We start from the raw sequence: 25,418 nt of genomic DNA, 5'->3' as shown, positions 1-25,418 counted from the left end.
TCACATCCTGGTTTTCCCTTAGGGAATTTCAGACAAATAACATACCTTAATTTCTCAAGACCCTGCATTTCCGGGTATTTTATTTTTTGGGAAAATCCTTATATCTTGACATATTGGCATACCATATGATAAGTTTTTAAATTGTTATAATTTTTATATTAGAATTCAAAAGGTTATAAGCTGAATAACAATCTGTTCCCTTTGTCCGGTTCGGATTTATCAATCTGGCAGAAGCAGGGAAAAAGTTTTTTTCTAAGTAGCTGTGCAAAAATTTTTAATATTTTCCGATCTGAGAATAAGCAGACAACAGGCAATGAGATTTATAAAAAAATATAAAAAACTTTTTGGTGAGGTACTTATATAAAAACAGGTATGCCCTGCCAGTCACAACAAAACATGAAATTTTTGCAATTTTTCCTAACACCTGACACTTAACACCTGACACTTAACACTTAACACCTAACACCTGCTGACACTTTCATATAAACTCCCATGACGGGGATGATCTCCCGCCCATGGAAACATACTGACATTTAAGGCGATTTCCAGAAATGAATATACCGGTTTCAGACCTTGTCGCAGGCCAGTGTCAGGTCATGTGTCTGATTGAGCCGCGTATTTTTCGGTTCGCAGTTTCGCTTTCAGGTGAGGCGGCACTGTCTAAAAGCGGAACTATGAACTCATATCCCGGGGATGTTTATTTTTGGAAATCGCCTGACACCTGAAAGATATTTTTATCGCAATGCTGTAGTAACATTTTTTATTTTTTAGGCTGTATAATATCTGCATGATGACAGTGCCCCATACACGGAGGCGAAACGTGGGATTACGAGACATCATTATAAAAAAGCTTGCTGGCCGAGTTTCAGATGTCTCTGATGAAGAGCCAGAGGTTACAGAAGATATCATTCATCTTATCGAAAAAGAGACAGTTCCGCGGGAAAGCATTGAAGGAACATCTTCGCTTATAAATTTTGCGGATGACCTCACCCTGAGCAATGAGGAGATCATTGATCTTGTCGGAAAAGAGAGCAGTCCCCGGAAACACGCGGGAGAACCTGCCCTGCCGGGGGAGTTTGCGGATGACCTCACCCTGAGCAATGAGGAGATCATTGATCTTGTCGGAAAAGAGAGCAGTCCCCGGAAACACGCGGGAGAACCTGCCCTGCCGGGGGAGTTTGCGGATGACCTCACCCTGAGCAATGAGGAGATCATTGATCTTGTCGGAAAAGAGAGCAGTCCCCGGAAACACGCGGGAGAACCTGCCCTGCCGGGGGAGTTTGCGGATGACCTCACCCTGAGCAATGAGGAGATCATTGATCTTGTCGGAAAAGAGAGCAGTCCCCGGAAACACGCGGGAGAACCTGCCCTGCCGGGGGAGTTTGCGGATGACCTCACCCTGAGCAATGAGGAGATCATTGATCTTGTCGGAAAAGAAGCTGTTCCCGGAGAACAGACTGATCACGCGGTTGTGCTTACGAATTTCTTAGACGAACCTTCCTGGAATGGTAGGAATATAATTGATTTTATTAAAAAAAAGAACTATTCACCAGACATCTCGGACAAGGCGGATACACTAAGGGAGCAAAGGGATGCACCTTTGCCGGATGACAAAAATATAATTGATCTCACAGGTAAAGAAGTGTGCCCGGAACCCGGTTACCAATCTGCCGGAATGACATCTTCCTGCCCGGATGATAAAGATTTGACGGGGCTTATGGAAAAGAATATCGCTCCCCCGGAATCTGTTGATTATGATACGTCCATGCTGACGAATTTTCTCAACGAAGCAACGATGAATGATGAATATCCGGTTAATGGTGCTGAAAATGAAATATTTCCGTCAGAACACACTGAAACAATAGTCAATCTTAATGATTTCACGGTTCATGCTCCTGATGATGACGAGAACACGCTTGATCTTACTGGAAAAATTTTATCAGAAGATGCTGAACATATTGTAGATATTAACGATATCACTGCTGATGTTTTTGAAGATGACGCGGATACAATTCGTGAGAGAGACACCCTGCCGGGAGATATTGAGGATATCATAGAGCTTACTGATATCGCTGTTGAGATTTCTGAAGATGATGAAGACACAATTGATGTCAGTGAAAAGAATTTTTCATTGCAACCTACTGAAAATCTGTCTGAACTTGGCGGCATCGCTGTTGAAATTATCGCGGATAAGGATGCTGTTTATCAGTCTGATAAAAAAACCGTTCCCGGAGAAAAAAACACCAACTTTCCGGATGATATTTCAAACACACATCTCAGCCATGATTCACGACAGGAAACAGATTATTTCTCTGAGTTCAAAGGAGATATGTTTGATATGGAAGAAGAGGTGGGAAATCTCCTTGAAGAATCGGATGACCTTTTTTCAACAGAGAATCCGGGGACAGACACTTGGAACGCCGTGCCGGAAGAAGGATATGAAAATTTAAAAAAAACGGGCTGTTACACAGAGAATCTGGAGCAGATGATGATCAGGAAAATTTCTCAGAAGATTGAAAACATGGATATTGATGAGCGGATTATAAAAAAAATATTTTCCGAAAAAATTGAGGGAATGATTGCTGAGATGGTTAAAAAAACAGTTGAAAAAGAAAAAAAGAAGCTGCTAAACAGTTCTCTTGGAAAAACGGGCAAATGATATAATCATAATACCGGGAATCGCACGGCCCATACCAAGGCGATTCTGTCGGGTCCCTTTTGCGGATTTATCCACCCCTACAAATTGAGGAAGAAAGATGAGAGGTAAGGTCTTCATCATTTATGATGATCCTATAATGGGAAATCTGCTTGAAGCCCAGTTATGTGAGGAAGGTTTCGAAGCAGAATATTTTAACAATTCGAATGAACTTCAGGACAAGATTCAACAGGCCGAACCGGACAAAAGTCATAAGACAGTTATTGTGGCGGATATGATAACGCCTGATACGGATGGGTACGAAATACATCGCCTGCTGCGCCAGAATTCTGATACAGCGAACATTCCTTTTGTTTTTTTATCGTCCGAACCCGAACAGTCAGATCAGCCGGATAACTTCAGGACAGGGGCGGATAACTACATAAGCAAGCCCTTTAAAATAGAGGATCTGCTGAACCACATAGAAACAGCAATGGAACGGGCGGAAAAAGCCAGTTCTTTTGAATCTCTCACGGAGTTTACCGGTGACTTGGCTCAGATGAGTCTGAGTGATGTTCTTGAAATTGCGGAGTTAAACCATAAAACTGGCGAACTTTCACTTCATGGTCCCGAAGGCGAAAATATCGGCAGTGCATTCTTTACCGGCGGCAGACTGACAGCCGCTCAGACCGATACTTTGGAGGGAGAGGAAGCCTTTTATGATCTGATGAGTGAGGAAAAAGGCTATTTCGAGTTTCATAACAGGGAAATTGATATCCCCGAACAAATTTCCGCTGCTGATAATATGACGGTGTTGCGCAACGCCAAATTCTTGCTTGATGAAAGCAGATCTTTTTATGACACATTCACGGAACAGGATGTGTCACTGGATATCATATCTGAAAAAATTCCTCCGGAGATTGAAGATAAGGCAGGAAAGGACCATTTGCGGAAAATTTTGGAGATGATTGACGCGGGACAGACGGTCCGAGAGATGATCACCAGCGGTGAAATGAGTCGCCCCGGGGCGGGTTATGCGCTCAACCTTTTGCTGAACGCCGATATCATCGCTGTTGCGGAAAACAGCGTTCAGAATGCGGAAGATGAAGAAGACAAGCACGAACATGAAGGACATGACCCTGAATCAGAAGATTTTTTTTCCAATCCTCGGTCCTCAGTTTCAGACGCTGAAACCTTTCCTATGATCGAAGAATCCCTGCTGAAAGCCCTGAATACTTTTGAGAGCCGTTCCGTGAACGGTGTGCTGGAAATCCGGGACAGGGAGGAAAAAGCAGCCATATGTTTTCACAAAGGCCATATTGTTCACGCTTATTACGGAAGCGTGACAGGTAAAAAAGCCCTGTACAGAATATTCTCGGGAAAAGGGGGAATGCTTGTATTCCACCCCCGGTCCGTGACAGATGAAAACACCGTCAGTGATTCCTTAAAAGTTCTTCTTGATGAAGGCAACCGGGAAGTGAAGACCCTGCAACGTCTGAAGCAGAGTTCATTTGAGAAGCTTCTGCATGTAAACCATGAAATGCTGGAAAAATTTTCTGACATACAGACCCGTCCCAGCCTGAAATATACTCTGTCACTCGCAAAGCAGCACAACAAAGTCCGGGATATTATTGATGCAAGCCGGATGACTGATCTCCAAACGTACAAGCACCTGCTCTATCTGTTTCAAAGAGGGATTCTTATTTTTGAACCGGAGAAAAAGCCTCCGATTCAGCTCATCACTGACAGTGCCGCGGACCTGCCTGCTGATATCATCAGCGGCCGAAATATCATGGTGACCCCGATTTCCGTCACCATTGGCAAAAAAGTTTATCAGGACGGAACAGACAGCATTCCGTCAGATTTTTATCCGTTGCTGAAAAACTCGGACAGTTTTCCGAAAATATCTTTGCCCGGGGAAGATGAGCTTCAGCAATTGTTCGGGACAATTATCCCGGAAAAGGATATCTTTGCCATTTTTACGTCCGAAAAACTGAGCAATATCTCTGCTCATGCCATGAATGTCAGAGAGAAAAATTATGACGAGTATTTAAAACAAAGGCAGGAGGGAGAAAAAAACAGCCTTCAGTTTGAAATTACCGACAGCCAACAGGTCTCCCTGGGAACGGGCCTGCTGGTCATGGAAGCCGCCGACAGAATAGAAAAAGGGGAAAGTATGGCGCAGCTCACTGATTATATAAATAAAATAATTCCAAAGCTTCAGGTTTTTTTTGTGACGGAAACATTGGCATATCTTCATCGGGGAGGATGGGTCAGCAAATCCGGAGGATTTATAAACAACCTTCTCCGGCTCAGGCCGATACTCGCGCTGCGGGACGGTGAAGTGACCATGATAGATCAGGTGAGAGGAAGTAAGAACGCGCAACTACTGGTCACGGAACTGATACAGCAGAGCCTGGATCAGCCGGGGACAGCGATTAAGGCGGGGATAATGCATGCCAACGCGCCCAAAAGAGCGAATCAAATGAGAAATCTTTTGGAAACCCATTTAAATTGCGAAAGCATTGTCATGTCCCATATCGGCACAGCGGTCGGCACCCATTGCGGACCCGGCACCGTCGCTGTCGCGTATTTTCCCCTCCTGAACAAAGAATAAGCTCAGGGACAGGAACGCGTCAAATTAATTTTCTCATCCCCTCTCAGCCCTTCAGTCCCTCCTCCAGATTCCAAACTTGAAATTTGAAATTTGAAACTTGAAACAGTCAGATGCACACATAAGAAAACCCTCGGAACTTCCGGATATCAAGTTTCAAATTTCAAGTTTCAACTCCATAGGAGAATAACATGCTATCCAATTATAAACTTTCAACAAGGATAAATGCGTTAGGTATCACAATTCTCATTTTTTTTATACTTGTGTTAGTATGGATTTATCCGGAGTTCAGAGAAAAGATGTATGAATCCAGCCGTGTAAAGACAAGAAATGTGGTGGAATCTGCTTACAGCGTAATAGAATACTGGGCAAAGCAGGCTGAAGCCGGTAATATCTCGCAGGATAAAGCAAAACATATGGCCAAAGAGACGGTCAGACATATGCGTTATGAAATAAAAGAATATTTCTGGATTCATAACACAGAACTTCTCATGCTCATGCACCCTTTCAACGGCGAACTGGAAAGCAGTGACGTATCCGGGCTGAAAGATATCAATGGCAAGCGATTCATCGTGTCCATGAATGAAGTCTGCAAACGCCAGGGGGCCGGTTTTGTGGATTATTACTGGACCAAGCCCGGTGAGTCTGAACCGGCCCCGAAGATTTCTTATGTAAAAATATACCCCGGGTGGGGATGGACCGTGGGATCCGGCATCTATGTTGATGATGTGGAAGATGAGATCACAAATATTACCATTTCTGTCGGTATTGTCCTTTTTGCCATTACCGTGGCTGCCCTGTGTTTCTCTTATTTTATATCCCGGTCAATAGCCCTGCCTATTTACCGTATTGTCCGAAGACTAAACGAAAGCGCTTCCCACATAGCGGCCGCGGCCGATGAGGTCGCCTCATCGGGTCAGTCTTTGTCTGAAAACGCGGCCGAACAGGCTGCTTCTGTGGAAGAATCTTCAGCCTCACTGGAAGAGATAACGGCCATGTCCCGAAAAACTTCGGAACTGACCCGGGGCGCGGAACAATTAATGAATGAAAATATAAAAAAATCCGGTCAGTCCTTAAAATCCCTCATTAAGCTGACACAGGAAATGGTTCGGATAGAGGCCGACAGCGGCAGAATGAGCCAGATTGTCAAAACCATTGACGAAATTGCTTTCCAGACCAATTTGCTGGCCCTGAACGCGGCAGTGGAAGCCGCACGGGCAGGCAAGGCCGGGGCAGGCTTCGCAGTTGTGGCCGAGGAGGTCAGAAATCTGGCCATGAGAACCACGGATGCGGCAAAAGATACCCAGGAACTGCTGAATACGACAGTAGAACGAGTCATTCAGGCGACGCGTGCGATAAAGGGTATCAATAATGACTTTGAGGGCATTATTGAGTCTGCGACCTCCATGGGTGAGAAGACCCTTGCAATTACGGAATCAAGCAAGGAACAGGCTGAAGGAATCGAACAGATCAGTCTGGCTGCGAGCGAAATAGATACCGTCACTCAACAGGTTGCTGCTGCTTCCCAGGAATCCGCGGCTGCTTCCGAAGAACTTTCAGCCCAGGCCGTGGAGATGAAAAGCTTTGTAAAGGACCTGCTGATCATTGTTATCGGACAGAAACATTCGGCATGTGTCGTCAAAAACAAAGTTAAAAAGATAAATCTTCAGTAATTCTCTGTCAGCAAAGTGTCCCGGGAGGAGATGAATAAAAATATGGCTGTCTCCGCCAACGGAGAAATTTCTCCCTGTCAGGTTATTTCCCCGGAGGATAAAAATATCAGGACATTCTGACAACAGTGCAACAGATATCTGTTCGAATATACGCGCGGCCGGTCCCTATGTTTTTGATTCGGCGGGAAGGAAAAATGAACAACAAATTGCCAAGACAAAATATATTAATCGTAGATGATGTGCCTGCAAATATTAAAATGCTTCAGGTGACACTGATGTGTGATTATGATATCAGCGTCAGCACCAACGGACCCGAGGCCATTGAAATCGCAATCTCAAATCCTCCTGATCTGATTCTTCTGGATATTCTTATGCCTGAGATGGACGGATACGAGGTGTGCAGAAGGCTGAAAGCGAATTCGCGGACCCGGCATATTCCGGTAATCTTTATCACAGCAATAGACGAAGAAGAAGAGGAATCCAAAGGATTTAAACTTGGTGCGGTTGATTATATCCGAAAGCCTTTCAGTCCGATTATTGTAAAAGCCAGAGTCAGCACCCACCTGAATCTGAAACTTCACCGGGACCACCTTGAGGAACTCAACACGGTTTTGAAACAGGAAATTTCGGAACGGAAACGATCTGAAGCAGCCCTTAAACATCTCTTAAAAAAACAGGATATTAATATAGAACTGGCTAAGAAACTGTTACGACTGGTAAATGGTACCGCACCGCGTTATATTGATCTTACCAACGGGAGGATACTTTTCGTTGACGCGATTTCCCTCCCCTGTTATGCGGAGGGGGGAGATCATTATTTTGTGCGGCCCCCGGGGGCAAACAAACAAGGCAGACCCGGGAAAACATTCATCAGTCTGAAAGATCAGTCGGGTCATGAGGTGAGCTGCGTACTCAGAAGTATTATCACCGATCTGATACATCACGCGGTCCTGAACGATCATACCTCAGCCACAATGGAAGCAGTTATCTCCAGATTAAATAATGAAATATGCTATTCAGAGATTTTCAGCAAGGAAGATTTTTTTACGTCAGTGAGCGCTGAGATTGATCATGAAACACTTATCATGAAATATGTTTCAACCGGACATCCGCCTTTTCTTCTTATTCGGGAAGGTGAGATCAGGGATTTGCCGGGGCCAGGAGAAAAAGGCGCAAACATTCCCATTGGCATAAAAGGAGGGATAACATATGCAGTGGGTGAGACCCGGCTCCGGGAGGGCGACAAACTGATTTTTTATACAGACGGGCTGACGGAAATGCCTTTGAAAAAACGCAAAAAAATGATAACATCAGATGAATTGAAAGGACTTGTCCGAGAAATTATCAGCCAGCCTCGGCAAGAGGTACACACGGAGGAACTGGCAGTCTCCGATATAATGAATGAAATTCTGAGCCGTATTTCAAAAATAAGCGAGGAGGAAGTGATGCCTCGGACCTATAAGAATGAGGCAAAAAACACCTCGGCCGATGATATTACAATTCTTTGCATGGAAATTGAGAATCAGAAAAACTATTGTGAAAGCGTTTGGAAACCGAGGCATTCTGAAGAAATAGCCAAACTTGTTATTGACTTATATGAAAAATTTGAATCCGAATGGCATCAGCGGGGATATGAGTCTCCTGATCCGTGCCTTCGTATTGTGTTAGAAGAGATATTGCTGAACGCATGGATACACGGCAATCATCGGGACCCTGATAAATCCATAACTGTTCGCTGGCGTTTCAGAAACGATTTTCATCTTGAGGTTATTGATGAGGGAAAGGGATTTGATTATCAGTCTGTCCCTGATCCGAGATCAGATGATAACCTGACAAAGCCATGCGGAAGAGGCATATTTCTTATTCAGCATTTTGCCAGTCATGTGAGTTGGAAAAACGGGGGCAGCCATCTGATCACGTCTTTCAGAAGATATCCTGTTCCCAGGGAGAAGAGGAACTCAGCAAGAGCAAGGAAATTGATGAAGTTATGGGGAACATACAGCAGAGAAGTCTGAGCGAAACCCGTTTTAAACTTTGGTTTCTCTCTTATTTTAATGAAAGTGAGGAAATATCATGATGGAACTAAATGTCACACAGGATAGACAACTGGCCTGTTTCGAGATCAGGGGGGATATTGACGAACCCGGGGCTGAAGACCTCAAACAGCGTTTTCGAGAGCTGCATATCCCATCTCTCAGGGAAGTAACGTTTGATTTTAAAAATGTCAGTCATATCGGCAGCGCCGGCATTGGCAAGCTGTTGCTGTTTTATAAAGACTTGGCCTTAAACGGAGGAAGAATAAAAATTGAAAATGTGTCAGAGACGGTTTATGAGCTGTTCGGTGTTCTGAAGCTGGATACAATTTTTACCATATCAAAAAGGTGATCTGAAACTGAAAACTCGAAAAAAAAAGGACAAATCAATGGGATTAAGGATTGAAACAGATTCTATGGGCAGCGTCAAAGTGCCGGAAGATCGGTACTGGGGGGCCCAGACCCAGCGATCATTGGAGAATTTCAGGATCGGTGAGGAACGAATGCCGGAGGAGGTCATCATTGCTTTTGGGGTGTTAAAAAAAGGATGCGCGCTGGCGAACATGGAACTGGGTGTTCTGGACCGAAGTGCGGGAGATTTGATTGTCAAAGCAGCCGATGAAGTGACTGAGGGCAGGCTCTTCGGTCATTTTCCCCTCGGGGTATGGCAGACAGGAAGCGGTACTCAGACGAATATGAACGCCAACGAAGTGATTTCAAACCGGGCAATAGAAATGGCCGGGGGTCAGCTCGGGAGCAAATATCCTGTCCATCCGAACGACCATGTGAATATGTCTCAGTCATCTAATGACGCATTTCCGACAGCCATGCACATTGCCGCGGCTGATTCTGTGTGTCACCGGCTGATTCCGGCTCTCTCGGATTTGAAAGATGAATTGGACAGAAAGGTCGAAGAATTCAGAGATATCGTGAAGATTGGGAGAACACATCTTCAGGACGCGGTGCCGCTGACGTTGGGCCAGGAATTTTCAGGCTATGCCAAGCAGACCGAACTGGGCGTGGCGAGGGCTGAGAGTTGTCTAAAGAATCTTTACAGACTTCCCATCGGCGGTACTGCCGTGGGAACAGGTCTGAACACGCCCCGGGGCTATGATGTGTTGGCTGCAAAAAAAATTGCGGAGATTTCGCGTCTTCCGTTTGAAGCGGCAGATAATAAATTTGAGGGACTGGCGGCCCACGATGCCATTGTGGAGGCAAGCGGTGTGATGAAAACCATCGCATGCAGTCTTATGAAAATCGCCAATGACATCCGATGGCTGGCTTCCGGCCCCCGATGCGGTATCGGAGAACTGACAATTCCTGCGAATGAGCCAGGGAGTTCCATCATGCCGGGGAAGGTGAATCCGACCCAGTGCGAGGCAATGACAATGGTGGTCACCCGGGTGATCGGAAACGATGTGACCGTGGGTTTTGCAGGGTCTCAGGGAAATTTTGAACTGAATGTGTATAAGCCTGTTATGATTTACAGTCTGCTCCAGTCCGTGAGACTGTTGTCTGACGCGGTTCAAAGCTTTACAAATAATCTTGTGAAGGGAATTCAGGCGAACAGAGAACGGACAGACGAACTCATGCGGAATTCGCTGATGCTGGTCACGGCGCTGGGCCCGCATATCGGTTATGATAAAGCGGCCCGGGTGGCGCATCACGCTTTTGAAAACAAAACAAGTTTAAAAGAAGCTGCCCTGGGTCTGGGATATGTGACCCAAGATGAGTTTGAGAAGCTTGTAAGACCTGAAGAAATGGTCAGGCCGGGAATCCGGAAAAAATAAAAAAAATCGTGGCAGGATTCCAACTCTGGATATAGCCTGCCTTTTATCGGACAGTTACCGGACATTAGCGGACGGGGTTTGTAACTCCGTCCGAAACATTTTTCTGATTATAACGCCTTTTGGGGAGTACTTAGGTACTCGGAGAATACTCATCATCCAAGAAATTATGTTTTAAAGCATGTTTATTGGGCAAATATCAAAAATTTGGATAATGAGTTATTACCGAGTACCTGAACTCTTATCAGGTGATTAAACGCCCATGATTGGGATAATCCCCCGGTCATGATGATATACTGACAACCTAACACCTAACACCTAACACTTAACACCTAACACCTAACACTTAACACCTAACACCTAACACTTAACAGCTAAAAATATGCCATTTACCAACCAACCCGATGACGGTATGTCCGTATGTATGCTGGCAAGCGGCAGCAAAGGAAATTCCATATTTATCTCTGACGGTTCCACATCCGTGCTGATTGACGCGGGCCTTTCAGGGATTGAAATTGAACGCCGGATGGCATCAAAAGGGCTTTGTGCCAAAGACCTTGACGCCATTCTTGTGTCCCATGAACACTCAGACCATGTCCGGGGAGCGGGCATTCTTTCACGCCGTTTTCATCTGCCGGTTTACATCAGTCCCCAAACAAATATAGCTGCCGCGTCACATCTCGGAACCGTTGAGGATATCAGACATTTTGAATGCGGTTCGGGTTTTAAAATCAAAACATTAAACATACATCCGTTTTCCATATCCCATGATGCGGAAGACCCGGCCGGTTTTACTGTAAGCCAGAACGGGACCAAAATCGGAATTGCCACGGATCTCGGAATTGCAACAGCAATGGTCAAAACGCATCTCAAAGACTGTTCGCTTCTGATCCTCGAAGCCAATCATGATCCTGAGATGCTGATGAACGGCCCTTATCCGTGGCACTTAAAGCAGCGGGTCAGATCAAGACTCGGGCATCTTTCCAATGAGGAATCCAAAGACCTTTTAAACGAAGTCAGGCACGAGGGACTTTCCCATGTGATTCTGGCTCATCTGAGTGAAACCAACAACACCCCTCAGAAAGCATTGGACACTGTCAGCCAGGCAATGAACCAAAGTCATGCCCGGATCACGGTGGCTGCCCAGGATGTATGCGGTGATTTATTGAAAATTCAGTAGATACCCACTTTTAAAACATTACCAACAAGATTATAAAAAGAGGAATTTTCAATCTCTTCTTCTGGATGCTGGCGAAGATTATCTTAAACGATCATTATCGAGGCTAACAACGAAGCATGAAAGTTTCAGAATTTTTTCCTAACACCTAACACCTAATACTTAACACCTAACACCTAACACTTTATGACATCTGACAACATAAAAAGTGCCTTTCTGGTTCCGTTTTTTGGCAAGCTGCCGCCATATTTCAGCTTCTGGGCCAAATCGTGTGAAATAAATCACCAAAACTTTCACTGGTTTGTCTATAATGATCAGACAGACACCGGGTATGCGGTGAACAAAGCCGTAAGTGTGATCCCTTATCAGTTTGATGAAATGATGGCTGATTTTCAGAATATCCTTAATATCAGACTTCCCGGGCAGTATCTCAGAAAGATTTGCGATTATCGTATCATGTTCTATTTTTTAAGGCGGCATAAGGAGCCGCTTGATGATTTTGATTTCATCGGATATACCGATATGGACATGATTTATGGTCGGCTGAATCGCTTTCTTCCGTCCGACATGAAGCGTTATTCCATAATCAGCGGCGACAACAACCAACCCTGCGGCCCCTTCACCCTGACAGACCGTTCCAGCATGAAGTTTTTACTTGAATCTGATAAAATAAAATGTCATTTTGAGGCGCAGGAACATAACAGTTTTAACGAATCTGAAGAACTGATGAATATTGTATCTGAAGACAAACCTGTTTTTTGTCATTCAGATCCCATACAACCGACCAGGACTTCCGGTTTCAGTTACAGAAGAACATTTGCCGTATGGAACAATGGCAGCGTCACTGTTTGGGATCACAAAGGGAATAAAAAAGAAGGCGGCTTTTACCATTTTTCCCGATATAAAGATAAAGAACGATTTAAAATCAGTGAAGATGCCATTCATAAGCAACGATGGGCGGTTTATAAATACGGAATTACTCCCATCCCTTCAAAATGGACCAGTTTAAAGCTAGGTTTATCTCTTTTTATTTAACTTGAACATTGAACAGCCTGCTCTGATTGTGAACAGGCAAAAGACAGGTGCGTAAATTGTCAAAAGCTCTTTTTAAAAAAATCAGTCAATTCTTAACAAACCGCCGTGATAATTCCGATAGTGATGAAACTCCGGCTGGTAAATGGTCCATAGGAGTTTATGCGGGTACATCTCCTCTTCGCTTAAATTCCCCGGAAACCATCGTAAATCCGGTGCTGACAGCAAAGGATGTCACAGATGCCTCAGCGAACTTTGTTGCTGATCCCTTTATGATAAAAGCAGATTCAACATGGCATATGTTTTTTGAAACAGAAGTGTTGAACGCGGGGGAAGAGAACAAGGGAAAAATAGGATTAGCCACAAGCAAAGACGGGTTTCATTGGAAATATGAAAAAATCATTCTTGATGAGCCGTTTCATCTGTCCTACCCTTATGTTTTCAAATGGGAAAACGAATATTATCTGATTCCTGAAACCCGCAAGCTCAGGTCTGTCCGATTATATAAGGCAACTGATTTTCCTACAAAATGGGTTTTTGAGAAAACATTGATAAAAAAGAAGCGTTACGCGGATTCCTCTGTGTTTCAATATAATGGTCACTGGTGGATGTTTACAGAGTCAGGTCACAGCACGCTTCGGCTTTATTACGCGAACAGTTTGCTGGATGCCTGGACCGAACATCCGAAAAGTCCCGTTATAAAGAAAAATCCGAGCATCGCAAGGCCCGGAGGAAGAGTCATAACATTCGATAACCAAATTATCCGATATACCCAGGATGCCTATCCCCATTACGGCAGGCAGGTCTGGGCATTCAGAATAACAGAACTGACAACCACGAGCTACAAAGAAGAACAGGCATGCGGCGAAATTCCGATAATCACGGCAAGCGGAGCAGGCTGGAATAAGCTGGGAATGCACCACATTGATCCGCATTTGTTGGATGATAATCAGTGGTTCGCGTGCGTGGATGGTTTTGGAGAACCTGAGGAGACTTGCGAAGTTTCAGAAACTCCGCAAGTCTGAAAGTGTCAGGTGTCAGGTGTCAGGAAAAATTGTAAAACTTTCATCGTTCGTTGTGGTTGCCAACTCTTGATCATTATTTATGAAATCAAATCTTAAAATATTACACACAGAAAGTCACCGTCAGTGGGGGGGGGCAGGAAATGCGGGTTTTTAACGAATCCCGTTGGATGGCTGAAAAAGGCCATCATATCATCATTGCAGCGCCAAAGCATTCCCCGCTCTACAAAAAGGCAAGCCAGGAAGGATGGGAAGTCTGTGACATTTCTTTTGACAAATTCGGAATGCTCAGAGATTTCTTTCGCGTGCGTTCTCTTCTTAAAAAAATACGTCCCCATGTTTTGAACACACACGGCAATACAGACACCAAAGTCGCGCTGACAGCAGCCCGGGGGCTTGAAATCCCCTGTGTTATCCGATCCCGGCACAGCACACCGCGGGTCCGGAATTCCTGGTATAATCGCATTCTCTACAAAAAATTAACCTGTTATATTTTTACGTCCGCAAATTTTGTAAAACATCAGTTGGTCAGAGACCTCGATGTCTCAGAAAATCGTATATTCTCATTACCGAGCGGCTTTTTTCCTCCTTCAGATTTGCCTGAACACGAAGAGGCAAGGCAGAATCTGGCAACAGAACTGAATGTAAGTCCGCAGACAAGGTTTGTCGGTTTTGTGGGGCGGTTATCCAATGAGAAAGGACTCTCTTTTCTGACAGACGCGTTTGCCAAAATCAGCAACACGCCGCTCAGGAGGGGAGATATGATGCCTGATTATCATCTTGTTCTGGTGGGTAAGGGAGGATTTCTCTCGGCACTGGAAGATCAGGTTCAGGAAAAAAAAATCAGAGATAAGGTTCATTTTTTGGGATTTCGGGAAAATCCCTGGCCATATTTTCGGGCTTTTGACTGTCATGTGCTTGCCAGTTCAAAATATGAGGCAGCCGCGCAGTCGGTTCAGCAGGCCATGTACGCTCGCTGCCCCGTAGTTGGCACGGACGCAGGCGGCATTCCTGATCTCATTGTTCATGAGAAAACAGGGCTTCTGGTTCCTCCTGATAACTCGAATTTGCTGGCCGAGGCAATTCTGAACACCATCACAGCGCCTGACGCGTCAGAGCAAAGAGCGGAAAACGCGTTTCAATTTGTCAGCGCCAATCATACCATGGATGCGATGGGAGGGAAGATTCTTGATATTTACAGTAAAGTTCTTCCGGCTTAAAGCCCCCCAATTCCCGCAGGGGCTTCCCCCCAATACTGTTGACTCAAGGCTGAACAGGTTTTTCGGTGTTCTCTCCGGAGTGCGAAAAATGCTTTTTCGCATGTGCAAAAATAAAATTTTTGCACTCCGGATCCGCCCGGAATTTCTTAAATCAACAGCATTGGGCTTCCCCCGGGGCTGTTATCAATCGCCCTTTCAGGGTGTTTCTTGAAAATTCCTGATCTGCTGAATATTTGGTCACAGGAGTGCAAAGCTCTGCCTTGTGCGTATCTGTCTGCCTTATCTCGGCTTTTTTCACACAAAGCAGAGCTTAACGACTCTCTCCGGACAAATCATATCCCAAACTCAAATTGTTGCCTCAGCAACTTCCGTGTGGTTGCGTTGACCTTCAGCTGCTTTATCTCATGGGATGAAACCCAGCGTGCGTCAAGCGCGTCATCCCCTGCCCGCGGGTCTCCGCTCACATAATCCGCTATCAGGTCCACAATCACATAATGAAATTGAACTTGCCCGTTATCGTCGCGAACGATAACGTCAAAAGTAAAAACAGGTTCCCGAGCTTGTATGACCACCCCGGTTTCTTCAAATATCTCCCGTTCCGCTGCTTTCTGAAGCGTTTCGCCCAGATCCACTTTTCCGCCAGGAACAGCCCATACCCCCAGTGCCGGCGGTTTGCCCCGCCACACCAGCAGGACCCTGCCCCGATGAAAGACAATCGCCCCCACAGCGACCCGAGGGTAATTTGGATAAGCAGAGGATCCTTTGCCTGAGGAATTCTTCGTTTTTGTCATCATATCAGCATTGCCCTGAAATTCAATATGCGATAATTCAGCATGTTTCACAACCATCTTGTTATCTTTGGAAACTTTTCCTTAAAGTTTTTTAGGCAATTTTCAGAAAAGAACATACCTGCGCATTCTTTCTGTTCGTAGTTCCGCCTTTAGGCGGTGCGGCACCGCCTAAAGGCGGAACTACGAACCGAACCGATAATACGTTCATTTTTGAAAAACGCCTTATCAGAATATTCCCTCTGTTGAAAGCAAAGTTTTCATTTTTTTCACCTGTTTTCTTAGGCGATTTTCAGAAAAGAACATCTCTGCGCATTTTTTCTGTTCGTAGTTCCGCCTTTAGGCGGTGCGGCACCGCCTAAAGGCGGAACTACGAACCGAACCGATAATACGTTCATTTTTGAAAAACGCCTTATCAGAATATTTCCTCTGTTGAAAGCAAAGTTTTCATTTTTTTCACCTGTTTTCTTAGGCGATTTTCAGAAAAGAACATACCTGCGCATTCTTTCTGTTCGTAGTTCCGCCTTTAGGCGGTGCGGCACCGCCTAAAGGCGGAACTACGAACCGAACCGATAATACGTTCATTTTTGAAAAACGCCTTATCAGAATATTCCCTCTGTTGAAAGCAAAGTTTTCATTTTTTTCACCTGTTTTCTTAGGCGATTTTCAGAAAAGAACATCTCTGCGCATTTTTTCTGTTCGTAGTTCCGCCTTTAGGCGGTGCGGCACCGCCTAAAGGCGGAACTACGAACCGAACCGATAATACGTTCATTTTTGAAAAACGCCTTATCAGAATATTTCCTCTGTTGAAAGCAAAGTTTTCATTTTTTTCACCTGTTTTCTTAGGCGATTTTCAGAAAAGAACATCTCTGCGCATTTTTTCTGTTCGTAGTTCCGCCTTTAGGCGGTGCGGCACCGCCTAAAGGCGGAACTACGAACCGAACCGATAATACGTTTATTTTTGAAAAACGCCTTATCAGAATATTTCCTCTGTTGAAAGCAAAGTTTTCATTTTTTTCACCTGTTTTCTTAGGCGATTTTCAGAAAAGAACATCTCTGCGCATTTTTTCTGTTCGTAGTTCAGCCTTTAGGCGGTGCGGCACCGCCTAAAGGCGGAACTACGAACCGAACCGATAATACGTTCATTTTTGAAAAACGCCTTATCAGAATATTTCCTCTGTTGAAAGCAAAGTTTTCATTTTTTTCACCTGTTTTCTTAGGCGATTTTCAGAAAAGAACATCTCTGCGCATTTTTTCGGTTCGTAGTTCCGCCTTTAGGCGGTGCGGCACCGCCTAAAGGCGGAACTACGAACCGAACCGATAATACGTTTATTTTTGAAAAACGCCTTATCAGAATATTTCCTCTGTTGAAAGCAAAGTTTTCATTTTTTTCACCTGTTTTCTTAGGCGATTTTCAGAAAAGAACATCTCTGCGCATTTTTTCTGTTCGTAGTTCCGCCTTTAGGCGGTGCGGCACCGCCTAAAGGCGGAACTACGAACCGAACCGATAATACGTTTATTTTTGAAAAACGCCTTATCAGAATATTTCCTCTGTTGAAAGCAAAGTTTTCATTTTTTTCACCTGTTTTCTTAGGCATTTTTCAGAAAAGAACATCTCTGCGCATTTTTTCTGTTCGTAGTTCAGCCTTTAGGCGGTGCGGCACCGCCTAAAGGCGGAACTACGAACCGAACCGATAATACGTTTATTTTTGAAAAACGCCTTATCAGAATATTTCCTCTGTTGAAAGCAAAGTTTTCATTTTTTTCACCTGTTTTCTTAGGCGATTTTCAGAAAAGAACATCTCTGCGCATTTTTTCTGTTCGTAGTTCCGCCTTTAGGCGGTGCGGCACCGCCTAAAGGCGGAACTACGAACCGAACCGATAATACGTTCATTTTTGAAAAACGCCTTATCAGAATATTTCCTCTGTTGAAAGCAAAGTTTTCATTTTTTTCACCTGTTTTCTTAGGCGATTTTCAGAAAAGAACATCTCTGCGCATTTTTTCTGTTCGTAGTTCCGCCTTTAGGCGGTGCGGCACCGCCTAAAGGCGGAACTACGAACCGAACCGATAATACGTTCATTTTTGAAAAACGCCTTATCAGAATATTTCCTCTGTTGAAAGCAAAGTTTTCATTTTTTTCACCTGTTTTCTTAGGCGATTTTCAGAAAAGAACATCTCTGCGCATTTTTTCTGTTCGTAGTTCCGCCTTTAGGCGGTGCGGCACCGCCTAAAGGCGGAACTACGAACCGAACCGATAATACGTTCATTTTTGAAAAACGCCTTATCAGAATATTTCCTCTGTTGAAAGCAAAGTTTTCATTTTTTTCACCCGTACTGTCCTGCTCGTCAGTTCGTATGACTACAGAGGCAGAGGACATTCTTTGTTGAAGCTAAAAAAGGGTTTACAGTTTTTCGATTTTGTTGTAGGTTGGGTGATCAAAAACCCGGAAGATTGCTCCCCCGGGTGAAGGCAAAAGTACACTAAAACGCACTGTGAAAACGACTTGGGGTATTTGTCCGGCGTTCCTGATGAATTGGGAAAGCATGGGGAAATAAGTACCTGAGCAAAAGTTTTTATATATCTTTTCCTGGGAACGGAGGAAAAACCCGGCTTTTTCCTGAGAAGAAGAGAGGATCATACTGGGAAAAAACCCGGGTTTCTTTATCGGACAAATATCAAAAAAACTTATGGTCTGGTACTTACTTGAAATTTTCCAAGCATGGTTCAGCTTTAATTATTGGGAAAAGGAAACGTGGCAGATATGAAAAGAATAATATTCATTGTCTTTATTTTGCTAACAATGTCAGGTAACGCTTTTGCACAAAAGGATTATTACTTTGAACCTAGTGAAGAACAGCTCACGGATACAGTGGAACCGGATTTGAGACAGTCTCCTTTGTATGATAAACCGAAGGATGAGGCAGAAAAACGAGAAGATTTTTTGTATAAAAAGCAAAGGTATGAAAGAGAAAAACGAAAAATCCGACGGGATTCATATCCGGCTTCTTTGCGGAGACCCACTCAGTATGACTATGTTTACACAAATGCGTATCCTTTTTTCTTTGAGCTGAATGCGAATCAGTCAGAAGCGGAATTTATTCTCGGGCATACCTGGGAGGAAAATGAAAACAATTTTTTAACCTCCGTGGGAATTGGCGCGCTTTACAGTGATGAAAACTATAAAATAATCAATGCCAGCTTTGCATTGGGAAACAGAGAATTAATTGAGAGGGTCAACCTCGGGATGGGCTTTAAGGGGATGTGGGGAACCGCTGAAGAAGGACGAAAACAGGATGATTTGGGGGCTGTCGGTTTTCTTTTTTCCGCGGTATATGATATTCCTGAAGTTGATTTTTTTTATTATGGTGTTCCTTTTGATTTTGAAATTTCAGGGGAGATATGTATCGCTCCCAGCCAGCTCTGCTTTGACAAACTGAATGAATACACAGAGATAAAAACCAGTTTCGGCTTATATGTTTTGGGGCAGAAAAAAGGCATTATTTCAGTTGGTTTCAGATACCTTCAGGCTCAGTTTGAGGATGAGGATGACGAGGATAATAATTGGGAGAAGTCCAACAATGCGGTGTTTGTGGGTTACAGGTTTATATTTTAGAAAGGTGTTAGGTGTTAAGGTGTTAGGTGTTAAAGTGTTAGGTGTTAGGTGTTAGGTGTTAAGTAAGAGAAACAACACCGTAAGGTACTTGGAAAAAACTCATTATCTCAACAAAGCTGTCATTTACAGACTGCCTGAAAGTCGGACATTAAAACTGGGACAATGCGTTCTTTCTGACTACCTAAGTTCCAAATATGTTACAGCTAGCACCTGACACCTGACACCTTAACACCTTAACACCTTAACACCTAACACCTTAACACCTTAACACCTTAACACCTAACACCTAAAAAAAATAAAATGAATCTCTTTTTCATGTCTCCCTCATTCAAGCCATTTCCTTATTTCGTCATCATTGTCGCTATTTTTTTTGCAGTAACGCTCACGGGGTGTCCGCCTCCGGTGAGAGATACTATGGAAACGCCTCTGAATTATTATGATAAAAGAAATCTCAGCATCGTTGAGAAACAAATGACCGAAGGCGATTTGGAACATACGATTGAGGTGCAATTCGACCGAAAAATTTTAGACGCTGTGAAGCAAATGACCGCAACTCTCAAGCCGGGATACCGAAGGCATTTCTTTGGAAAACACAGGCTGGGGTTTCTGGAGATTTCAGATATTGACCGGCGCAATGTCACCCGAATGCACAACTATATTACAGAAAAAGCCCTGACTTTCTCTTTTCTGCAACCGGTTATTGCGGATAATTTCAATATTGTGGAGCGGTTTTTGCTTGGAAATGTTCTGAGAGAGTTACATCCTGAAAATTTTGATTCTCACCTTGTGATTGATCAGAGACTCGCGAGAACACTGGGCAGAATCTATCGTGTTGATGTGATTGAAACCGGCGTTGTCACAGAGTCCCGGGATTTTATTGACATCAACCTTCGCATGATTGAGACACGAAGAGGACGGATTATTGCTGTGGGATCGGTGAAAATCGAAAAAACAGAACTGTTGCGGGAATGGCTGAGGGAGATGGGGGAAGTGGGAACCTGGCGGAATTATTATGACTAATAGCCATTCCTGTCTCATCAGGCAATTATCACATTATTGAACATCTTTGGCATATCTGATGAAATTCGTAAAGGAGGTTTTCAAATGATAAATAAAAGTAACATACTTCTGGTAGTCATAAGCGTTTCAGCCACATTAATCATCTTTTTTTTTATATCATATTTTTTTACAGATAACAATAACGCCTCCGGTGTTCCAGGTAACAATAACACCTCCGGTGTTTCAGATAACAATAACGCCTCCGGTGTTTCAGATAACAATAACGCCTCCGGTGTTTCAGATAACAATAACGCCTCCGGTGTTCCAAATAACAATAACTTTTCAGATGACTACAATATAGCAAAGGATATAGAGAGAATAAAAGAGGTACAAAAAGCTCTGAACGAATTATATAACGATCAGGTAATAAAGGAAATAGAAAAGATAAAAGACATGCAGATCGCTTTTGAACATTTACATAATGATCAGATAAAAGAACTATTAGACAAAACAAATGAAATAAAAAAAATGCTGGAAAAATTATTGAATGAGCAGATAAACAGCGATAAGAGAAAAAGTCGGAGAAGCACGGATGAAAGATTGGCTGAAAGAGCTAATAAAAAAAAAATCCTCCTAAAAGTTTGAAAACAAAGCCTGAGAAAGAGATCGGGCATATCAGATCAACTGAGAAGAACATAGAAAAACCAGAAAGGATATTTCTCTGGGAAGGAGATGTCATCAAGATTTTATCAAAGCAGGCTACGGTAAAACTTTTAGAGACTCATCCTCCGTTCGCCGACTTGAAGGTCATACTTCCCAACTTGAGAATCAGCCGGCTGGAAAATATAACATCAGGTGCAAGAAGGCAGTACGAATATAATGGAGAGCCGTATTACTTTGATGTGTTAAAAATAAGGAACGGTTATGTGGAAATCGCAATTACAGAACGCCAATGAAATAAGTAAAAGAAACCCGGGTCTTCCTGCATGGGAAGGGCCTCATTCGGGGAAAAAGCCGGGTTTCTTCCCCCCTCCGCTACAACTTTTTATAAAAAATAATGTCTCCGGGACGCTTCGCGTCCAAAACAGCAGACAGAATCAGGACGCGAAGCGTCCGCGCTGCATTCCCACGCGAAGCGTGGGAACGAGATGGCTAAATATTTTTCCATCTGTCCTGAGCATATCAGGCTTCCCTGTTTTATAACCCCCCTTTTTTGAAAATCGCCGCCAACAGCCATATCCCCATAATCGCGGCCGCGGAAAACAAAATGATGCCGACCAGGGAAATCCCGAAAAATAGCGGCGGAACCTTGGCAATGACAATCATGGCCGACCCGATGATCAGCGCGGCAATGATGATTGAAAATGAAATCTTGCTGCTGATATGCTCATGGGTGGCAAGCACGTTTTCAAGCCCCTGGTGTTCAAGTTTGACAGATAATTTTTTTTGCCGGATCAGACGGGTAATTTCAAGCGTGTCTTTTGGGAATTGCTGCACAAATTGTAGTAATTCCCACAAAAGCTCGGTCATATCATCTGTGATCCGCTGGGGAGAAAATCTTGCAATTTTCACCCGCTTAATGAACGGTGCCACCTGCACAGCCATATTGAAATCCGGATCAAGAAGCAGTGAAATGCCCTCTATTGTGCCAAATGCCTTCATCATCAGGAAAATATCCGGCGGCAGTCTGAGACCATGGCAAGACGCCAGTTCAAGCATATCTTGCATGAGTTTGCCAATTTTAATGTCTTTCAAGGGTTTGAAAAGGTGATTCCCCATGAACTCAGAAACTTGTCTTTCAAGCAAACGGAGATCCGGTTCATCATCCCAGGTGGTGAGTTTAAGAAGCATCTGGGTTGCCTTCATCTCATTCTGATGCACCACGCTGTCGAGCAGATCAACAAAATTTTCCCGGGTATGCTGATCAACCGAACCCACCATCCCGAAATCAAACAAGCATATGACATTGTCAGGAAGCACATAAATATTACCCGGATGCGGATCCGCATGAAAAAAACCATGATCAAACACCTGCTTCAGAAAAAAATTCGCCCCGCGGAGGTTAATCTGCTTTCTGTCCAGCCCGGCCGCCTGCAACCGGGTGATGTCGGATATTTTAATCCCTTCCACAAATTCCATGGTCAGAACACGCTCTGTTGTCGCGTCCCGGAAGGGTTTTGGAATATAAACAGTGGAATCTTCCAAAAATTGCCGTGCAAACCGCTCCATATTTGTGGCTTCAACAGTGTAGTCAATTTCTTTTTCAAGCAGACGGGCAAATTCCTCTATGATTTTAACCGGAGAATGAATGGCAATCTCATCAATATTTTTTTCCATAAGCGTTGCCAAATGGAGCATGATTTCAAGATCAACTTCTATAATTTTGCGTATGCCCGGGCGCTGAACTTTCACGGCCACGGTCTCACCGTCTTTTAAGCATGCCTTATATACCTGTCCGATAGATGCGGAAGCAATGGGGGTTTCATCAAAAAAATCAAATACATCTTCAACACGGGAATAAAATTCTGTTTCAAGAATTTTTTTGATTTCATAAAAAGGGGAAGGCCGCACCCGGTCCTGAAGCTGATAAAGTTCCTGGATGAAGTCTGTGGGAATCAGATCCGAGCGTGTGGAAAGAATCTGACCCAGTTTTATATAGGTAGGTCCCAGCTCCTCAATCGCCATTCTGACTCTTTCCGCCCTTGTCATCTTTTCAACCCGGACAGCCCGTTTTTTTTTTGAAATCATCTCAAGGGCCGCTTCAATATACTGATCTATCTTCAGCTGATCTATAAGGTCTTCAAAGCCATACTTGAGAAACACAGCCAGAATCTGGCTGTAGCGGTTGAGGTGGCGGTAGGTACGTCCGATGACGCCGATTTTTCGTATGCTGAACATGTTATGAGTTGTCGGTTTTTAAGTACCCGATCAAATTTTATACATCTTTTTTTTGCGAACAGCGGAGAAACCCGGCTTTTTCTCAGGAGCGGCTGATTATTCCGGAAAAAAAAGCCGGGTTTCTTCCCCGGGCAGATATCGAAAACTTATGATTAGGTACTTATCATCAGTTTTCAGTTGTCGAGCTATCAGCTATCAACTGACAACTGACAACTGATAGCGGATAGGTACCTGACTATAAATTTTCAGACAGAAGACCTCCGAGGTTTCCAAAACCTCGGAGGTCTCTGATAACGAAAACTTTTGATCGGGCAGTTAACTGCTTATTTTAATTTCCCGAGAACAGCGCTGGCAATGGTGTTTTTCTGGATTTCTTTGGTGCCTTCGTAGAGTTCGCAGATTTTTGCATCCCGATAGAAACGCTCCACTTCGTATTCCAGCATATATCCATATCCGCCAAGCAGCTGAATGGCCTCATCACAGACTTCAACGGCAGTGCGTCCTGCGACCATTTTTGCCATTGATGTCAGTTTGGGGTCAATGCGTCCCTTGTCAAAATTCCATGCAGCTTTGTAAACCAGAAGCCGGGCCATTTCGATCTTTGTGGCCATTTCAGCGAGCTTATGCTGGGTTGCCTGGAATGTGGCAATTTTTTTGCCAAACTGTTCCCTTGTTTTTACATAAGCCAATGCCCGGTCAAACGCGCCCTGGGCGGTTCCCAGTCCCTGGGCAGCGATGAGGATACGGCTTTCATCAAAAAATTCAAGGACCTGATAAAATCCTTTGCCTTCTTTGCCGATGGTATTGGACACAGGAACCCGGACATCCTTAAAACTCACTTCCCCTGTGTGCATAAAACGTATGCCCATCTTGGTGCCGACATCAGACACGGAAACCCCGGGACGGTCCGCTTCCACCAGGATCAGACTGATTCCCCTGTAAGACGGCTTGGCATCAGAATCGGTCTGACACAGAACACTGTAAAACCCGGCCAGGGGTCCCGCGTTGGTGATAAATATTTTACTGCCGTTGATAACCCATTCATCCCCGTCTTTCACCGCCACGGTATCCATGGTGGTGATATCCGAACCGTGATCCGGTTCTGTAAATGCCCCGCAGGAAAGCACTTTTCCTTCAGCAACCTTGGGCAGACAGGCTTTTTTCTGGTCCTCGTTCCCAAAATGCAAAATAATTTCAGAGGCGAAATCTGCCAGAATAAGACAGGCGCCTACGGAAGAATCCCCCCTGCACAATTCTTCGGCAACAAGAATGTTTTCCATAACTCCAAGCCCTTCGCCCGAGTATTCTTCTGGAAAATGAATACCGATAAACCCCAGTTCAGCGGCTTTCTTCCATATTTTTTCAGGATATTCGTGTTTTTCTTCCAGTTCCAGAATCACATCCTTTTTAAATTCACCTTTGACAAAATCTCTGACAGCTTTCTGAATTTCTATTTGTTCTTTGGTGAGTTCGAAATCCATTCCTTTCATACCTCCTTTTGCTTTAGTTCTTTGAAATTAAAATATATTTTTATAAAAATATCATATAAACAATGAGATTGCAAGGAGTTTCAATTTTTCGTTCAGGGATATTACATCAGATAGCCAAATCCCAATTGAATTAAAGCGTGACACAGATATATTATACTTAATAATACATTGGATTTACAAATTATATGATTTTTTATCTGATTATTCTGATTTTTCGTTAAAAATCCTTGTACAAAAATATATTCTATGGTATTTATATTTATCTTGGCATGTTTTGCAAAGGTAAAATTCTGTCAGAAAAAACCCGTTTCCAAATTTGGAAATCCTGTCGGATGTAAATAAAAATCGGTGTCATTACCTGATTTTTCAAAGTTTAATGGGAGTGTATAACAGTCCGTCCGGCTCAGATGAACGGACAGCCCTGTATCCGCGGCC

The 25,418-nt window shown here is 43.9% G+C and carries 18 protein-coding genes; 15 read left to right on the top strand and 3 right to left on the bottom strand.

The annotated features are described in order from the left end of the window. Positions 1–551 precede the first annotated feature (551 nt). From dnm_RS30260 to dnm_RS30210, 11 genes are all read left to right on the top strand, one after another. Positions 552–725, top strand: coding sequence for a hypothetical protein (locus dnm_RS30260; protein WP_207680585.1), 174 nt, complete (start codon positions 552–554; stop codon positions 723–725). Between the two features lie 95 nt (positions 726–820). Then, a complete protein-coding gene (locus dnm_RS30255) occupies positions 821–2,659 on the top strand; it encodes a hypothetical protein (RefSeq protein WP_207680584.1) in 1,839 nt (612 codons plus the stop codon). A 97-nt stretch (positions 2,660–2,756) separates the two neighbouring features. Continuing rightward, positions 2,757–5,252, top strand: coding sequence for a DegV family protein (locus tag dnm_RS30250; protein WP_207680583.1), 2,496 nt, complete (start codon positions 2,757–2,759; stop codon positions 5,250–5,252). 188 nt (positions 5,253–5,440) lie between these two features. Continuing rightward, entirely contained in the window at positions 5,441–6,922 is a 1,482-nt protein-coding gene (locus dnm_RS30245; RefSeq protein WP_207680582.1) for a cache domain-containing protein, read from the top strand. Positions 6,923–7,116: 194 nt separating this feature from the next. Beyond that, the gene (locus dnm_RS30240) at positions 7,117–8,937 is read left to right on the top strand and encodes a response regulator (RefSeq protein ID WP_207680581.1); all 1,821 of its coding nucleotides are present in this window, start codon (positions 7,117–7,119) and stop codon (positions 8,935–8,937) included. A gap of 58 nt (positions 8,938–8,995) precedes the next feature. Then, entirely contained in the window at positions 8,996–9,307 is a 312-nt protein-coding gene (locus tag dnm_RS30235) for an STAS domain-containing protein (RefSeq protein ID WP_207680580.1), read from the top strand. Positions 9,308–9,344: 37 nt separating this feature from the next. Beyond that, the gene (gene fumC / locus dnm_RS30230) at positions 9,345–10,745 is read left to right on the top strand and encodes a class II fumarate hydratase (protein ID WP_207680579.1); all 1,401 of its coding nucleotides are present in this window, start codon (positions 9,345–9,347) and stop codon (positions 10,743–10,745) included. 379 nt (positions 10,746–11,124) lie between these two features. Then, positions 11,125–11,922 (top strand): MBL fold metallo-hydrolase, encoded by a 798-nt coding sequence (locus dnm_RS30225; protein WP_207680578.1) that lies wholly within the window; start codon positions 11,125–11,127, stop codon positions 11,920–11,922. Between the two features lie 183 nt (positions 11,923–12,105). Further along, entirely contained in the window at positions 12,106–12,954 is an 849-nt protein-coding gene (locus dnm_RS30220; protein ID WP_207680577.1) for a DUF6625 family protein, read from the top strand. Positions 12,955–13,010: 56 nt separating this feature from the next. Beyond that, the gene (locus tag dnm_RS30215) at positions 13,011–13,976 is read left to right on the top strand and encodes a glucosamine inositolphosphorylceramide transferase family protein (RefSeq protein ID WP_207680576.1); all 966 of its coding nucleotides are present in this window, start codon (positions 13,011–13,013) and stop codon (positions 13,974–13,976) included. 140 nt (positions 13,977–14,116) lie between these two features. Beyond that, positions 14,117–15,193 (top strand): glycosyltransferase family 4 protein, encoded by a 1,077-nt coding sequence (locus dnm_RS30210; RefSeq protein WP_207680575.1) that lies wholly within the window; start codon positions 14,117–14,119, stop codon positions 15,191–15,193. Positions 15,194–15,525: 332 nt separating this feature from the next. Here dnm_RS30210 and dnm_RS30205 read toward each other — a convergent pair whose 3' ends face one another. Then, positions 15,526–16,041, bottom strand: coding sequence for an NUDIX hydrolase (locus dnm_RS30205; RefSeq protein WP_246556150.1), 516 nt, complete (start codon positions 16,039–16,041; stop codon positions 15,526–15,528). Between the two features lie 2,703 nt (positions 16,042–18,744). Between dnm_RS30205 and dnm_RS30200 the strand changes: the two genes are divergently transcribed. The 4 genes from dnm_RS30200 (at position 18,745) to dnm_RS30185 (ending at position 21,551) form a co-directional block, all read left to right on the top strand. Further along, complete coding sequence (locus dnm_RS30200; protein ID WP_207680574.1) at positions 18,745–19,596, top strand: hypothetical protein; 852 nt, start codon at positions 18,745–18,747, stop codon at positions 19,594–19,596. Positions 19,597–19,911: 315 nt separating this feature from the next. Further along, complete coding sequence (locus dnm_RS30195) at positions 19,912–20,616, top strand: hypothetical protein (protein ID WP_207680573.1); 705 nt, start codon at positions 19,912–19,914, stop codon at positions 20,614–20,616. Between the two features lie 84 nt (positions 20,617–20,700). Further along, a complete protein-coding gene (locus dnm_RS30190) occupies positions 20,701–21,240 on the top strand; it encodes a hypothetical protein (RefSeq protein ID WP_207680572.1) in 540 nt (179 codons plus the stop codon). Beyond that, on the top strand, positions 21,237–21,551 hold the full coding sequence (locus dnm_RS30185) for a hypothetical protein (protein ID WP_207680571.1): 315 nt from the start codon (positions 21,237–21,239) through the stop codon (positions 21,549–21,551). The genes dnm_RS30190 and dnm_RS30185 overlap by 4 nt, the downstream gene beginning before the upstream one ends. A gap of 241 nt (positions 21,552–21,792) precedes the next feature. Here dnm_RS30185 and dnm_RS30180 read toward each other — a convergent pair whose 3' ends face one another. Together dnm_RS30180 and dnm_RS30175 are read right to left on the bottom strand one after the other, a co-directional pair. Then, complete coding sequence (locus tag dnm_RS30180; protein ID WP_207680570.1) at positions 21,793–23,493, bottom strand: ABC1 kinase family protein; 1,701 nt, start codon at positions 23,491–23,493, stop codon at positions 21,793–21,795. Between the two features lie 323 nt (positions 23,494–23,816). Beyond that, positions 23,817–24,974, bottom strand: coding sequence for an acyl-CoA dehydrogenase family protein (locus tag dnm_RS30175; protein WP_207680569.1), 1,158 nt, complete (start codon positions 24,972–24,974; stop codon positions 23,817–23,819). Positions 24,975–25,418 lie beyond the last annotated feature (444 nt).

Origin of the sequence: Desulfonema magnum, assembly GCF_017377395.1 — a bacterium.
Taxonomy (GTDB): Bacteria; Desulfobacterota; Desulfobacteria; order Desulfobacterales; family 4be13; genus Desulfonema_C; species Desulfonema_C magnum.
This window is presented reverse-complemented; position numbering and strand designations above follow the sequence as displayed.

Excerpts from the sequence above, each read along its gene's own strand:
- dnm_RS30260 (WP_207680585.1), top strand. The coding sequence starts at position 552 with ATGAATATACCGGTTTCAGACCTTGTCGCAGGCCAGTGTCAGGTCATG.
- dnm_RS30220 (WP_207680577.1), top strand. The coding sequence starts at position 12,106 with ATGACATCTGACAACATAAAAAGTGCCTTTCTGGTTCCGTTTTTTGGC.
- dnm_RS30225 (WP_207680578.1), top strand. The coding sequence starts at position 11,125 with ATGCCATTTACCAACCAACCCGATGACGGTATGTCCGTATGTATGCTG.
- dnm_RS30235 (WP_207680580.1), top strand. The coding sequence starts at position 8,996 with ATGATGGAACTAAATGTCACACAGGATAGACAACTGGCCTGTTTCGAG.
- dnm_RS30205 (WP_246556150.1), bottom strand. The coding sequence starts at position 16,041 with ATGGTTGTGAAACATGCTGAATTATCGCATATTGAATTTCAGGGCAAT.
- dnm_RS30175 (WP_207680569.1), bottom strand. The coding sequence starts at position 24,974 with ATGGATTTCGAACTCACCAAAGAACAAATAGAAATTCAGAAAGCTGTC.
- fumC (WP_207680579.1), top strand. The coding sequence starts at position 9,345 with ATGGGATTAAGGATTGAAACAGATTCTATGGGCAGCGTCAAAGTGCCG.
- dnm_RS30245 (WP_207680582.1), top strand. The coding sequence starts at position 5,441 with ATGCTATCCAATTATAAACTTTCAACAAGGATAAATGCGTTAGGTATC.
- dnm_RS30210 (WP_207680575.1), top strand. The coding sequence starts at position 14,117 with ATGCGGGTTTTTAACGAATCCCGTTGGATGGCTGAAAAAGGCCATCAT.
- dnm_RS30190 (WP_207680572.1), top strand. The coding sequence starts at position 20,701 with ATGATAAATAAAAGTAACATACTTCTGGTAGTCATAAGCGTTTCAGCC.
- dnm_RS30180 (WP_207680570.1), bottom strand. The coding sequence starts at position 23,493 with ATGTTCAGCATACGAAAAATCGGCGTCATCGGACGTACCTACCGCCAC.
- dnm_RS30200 (WP_207680574.1), top strand. The coding sequence starts at position 18,745 with ATGAAAAGAATAATATTCATTGTCTTTATTTTGCTAACAATGTCAGGT.
- dnm_RS30195 (WP_207680573.1), top strand. The coding sequence starts at position 19,912 with ATGTCTCCCTCATTCAAGCCATTTCCTTATTTCGTCATCATTGTCGCT.
- dnm_RS30240 (WP_207680581.1), top strand. The coding sequence starts at position 7,117 with ATGAACAACAAATTGCCAAGACAAAATATATTAATCGTAGATGATGTG.
- dnm_RS30250 (WP_207680583.1), top strand. The coding sequence starts at position 2,757 with ATGAGAGGTAAGGTCTTCATCATTTATGATGATCCTATAATGGGAAAT.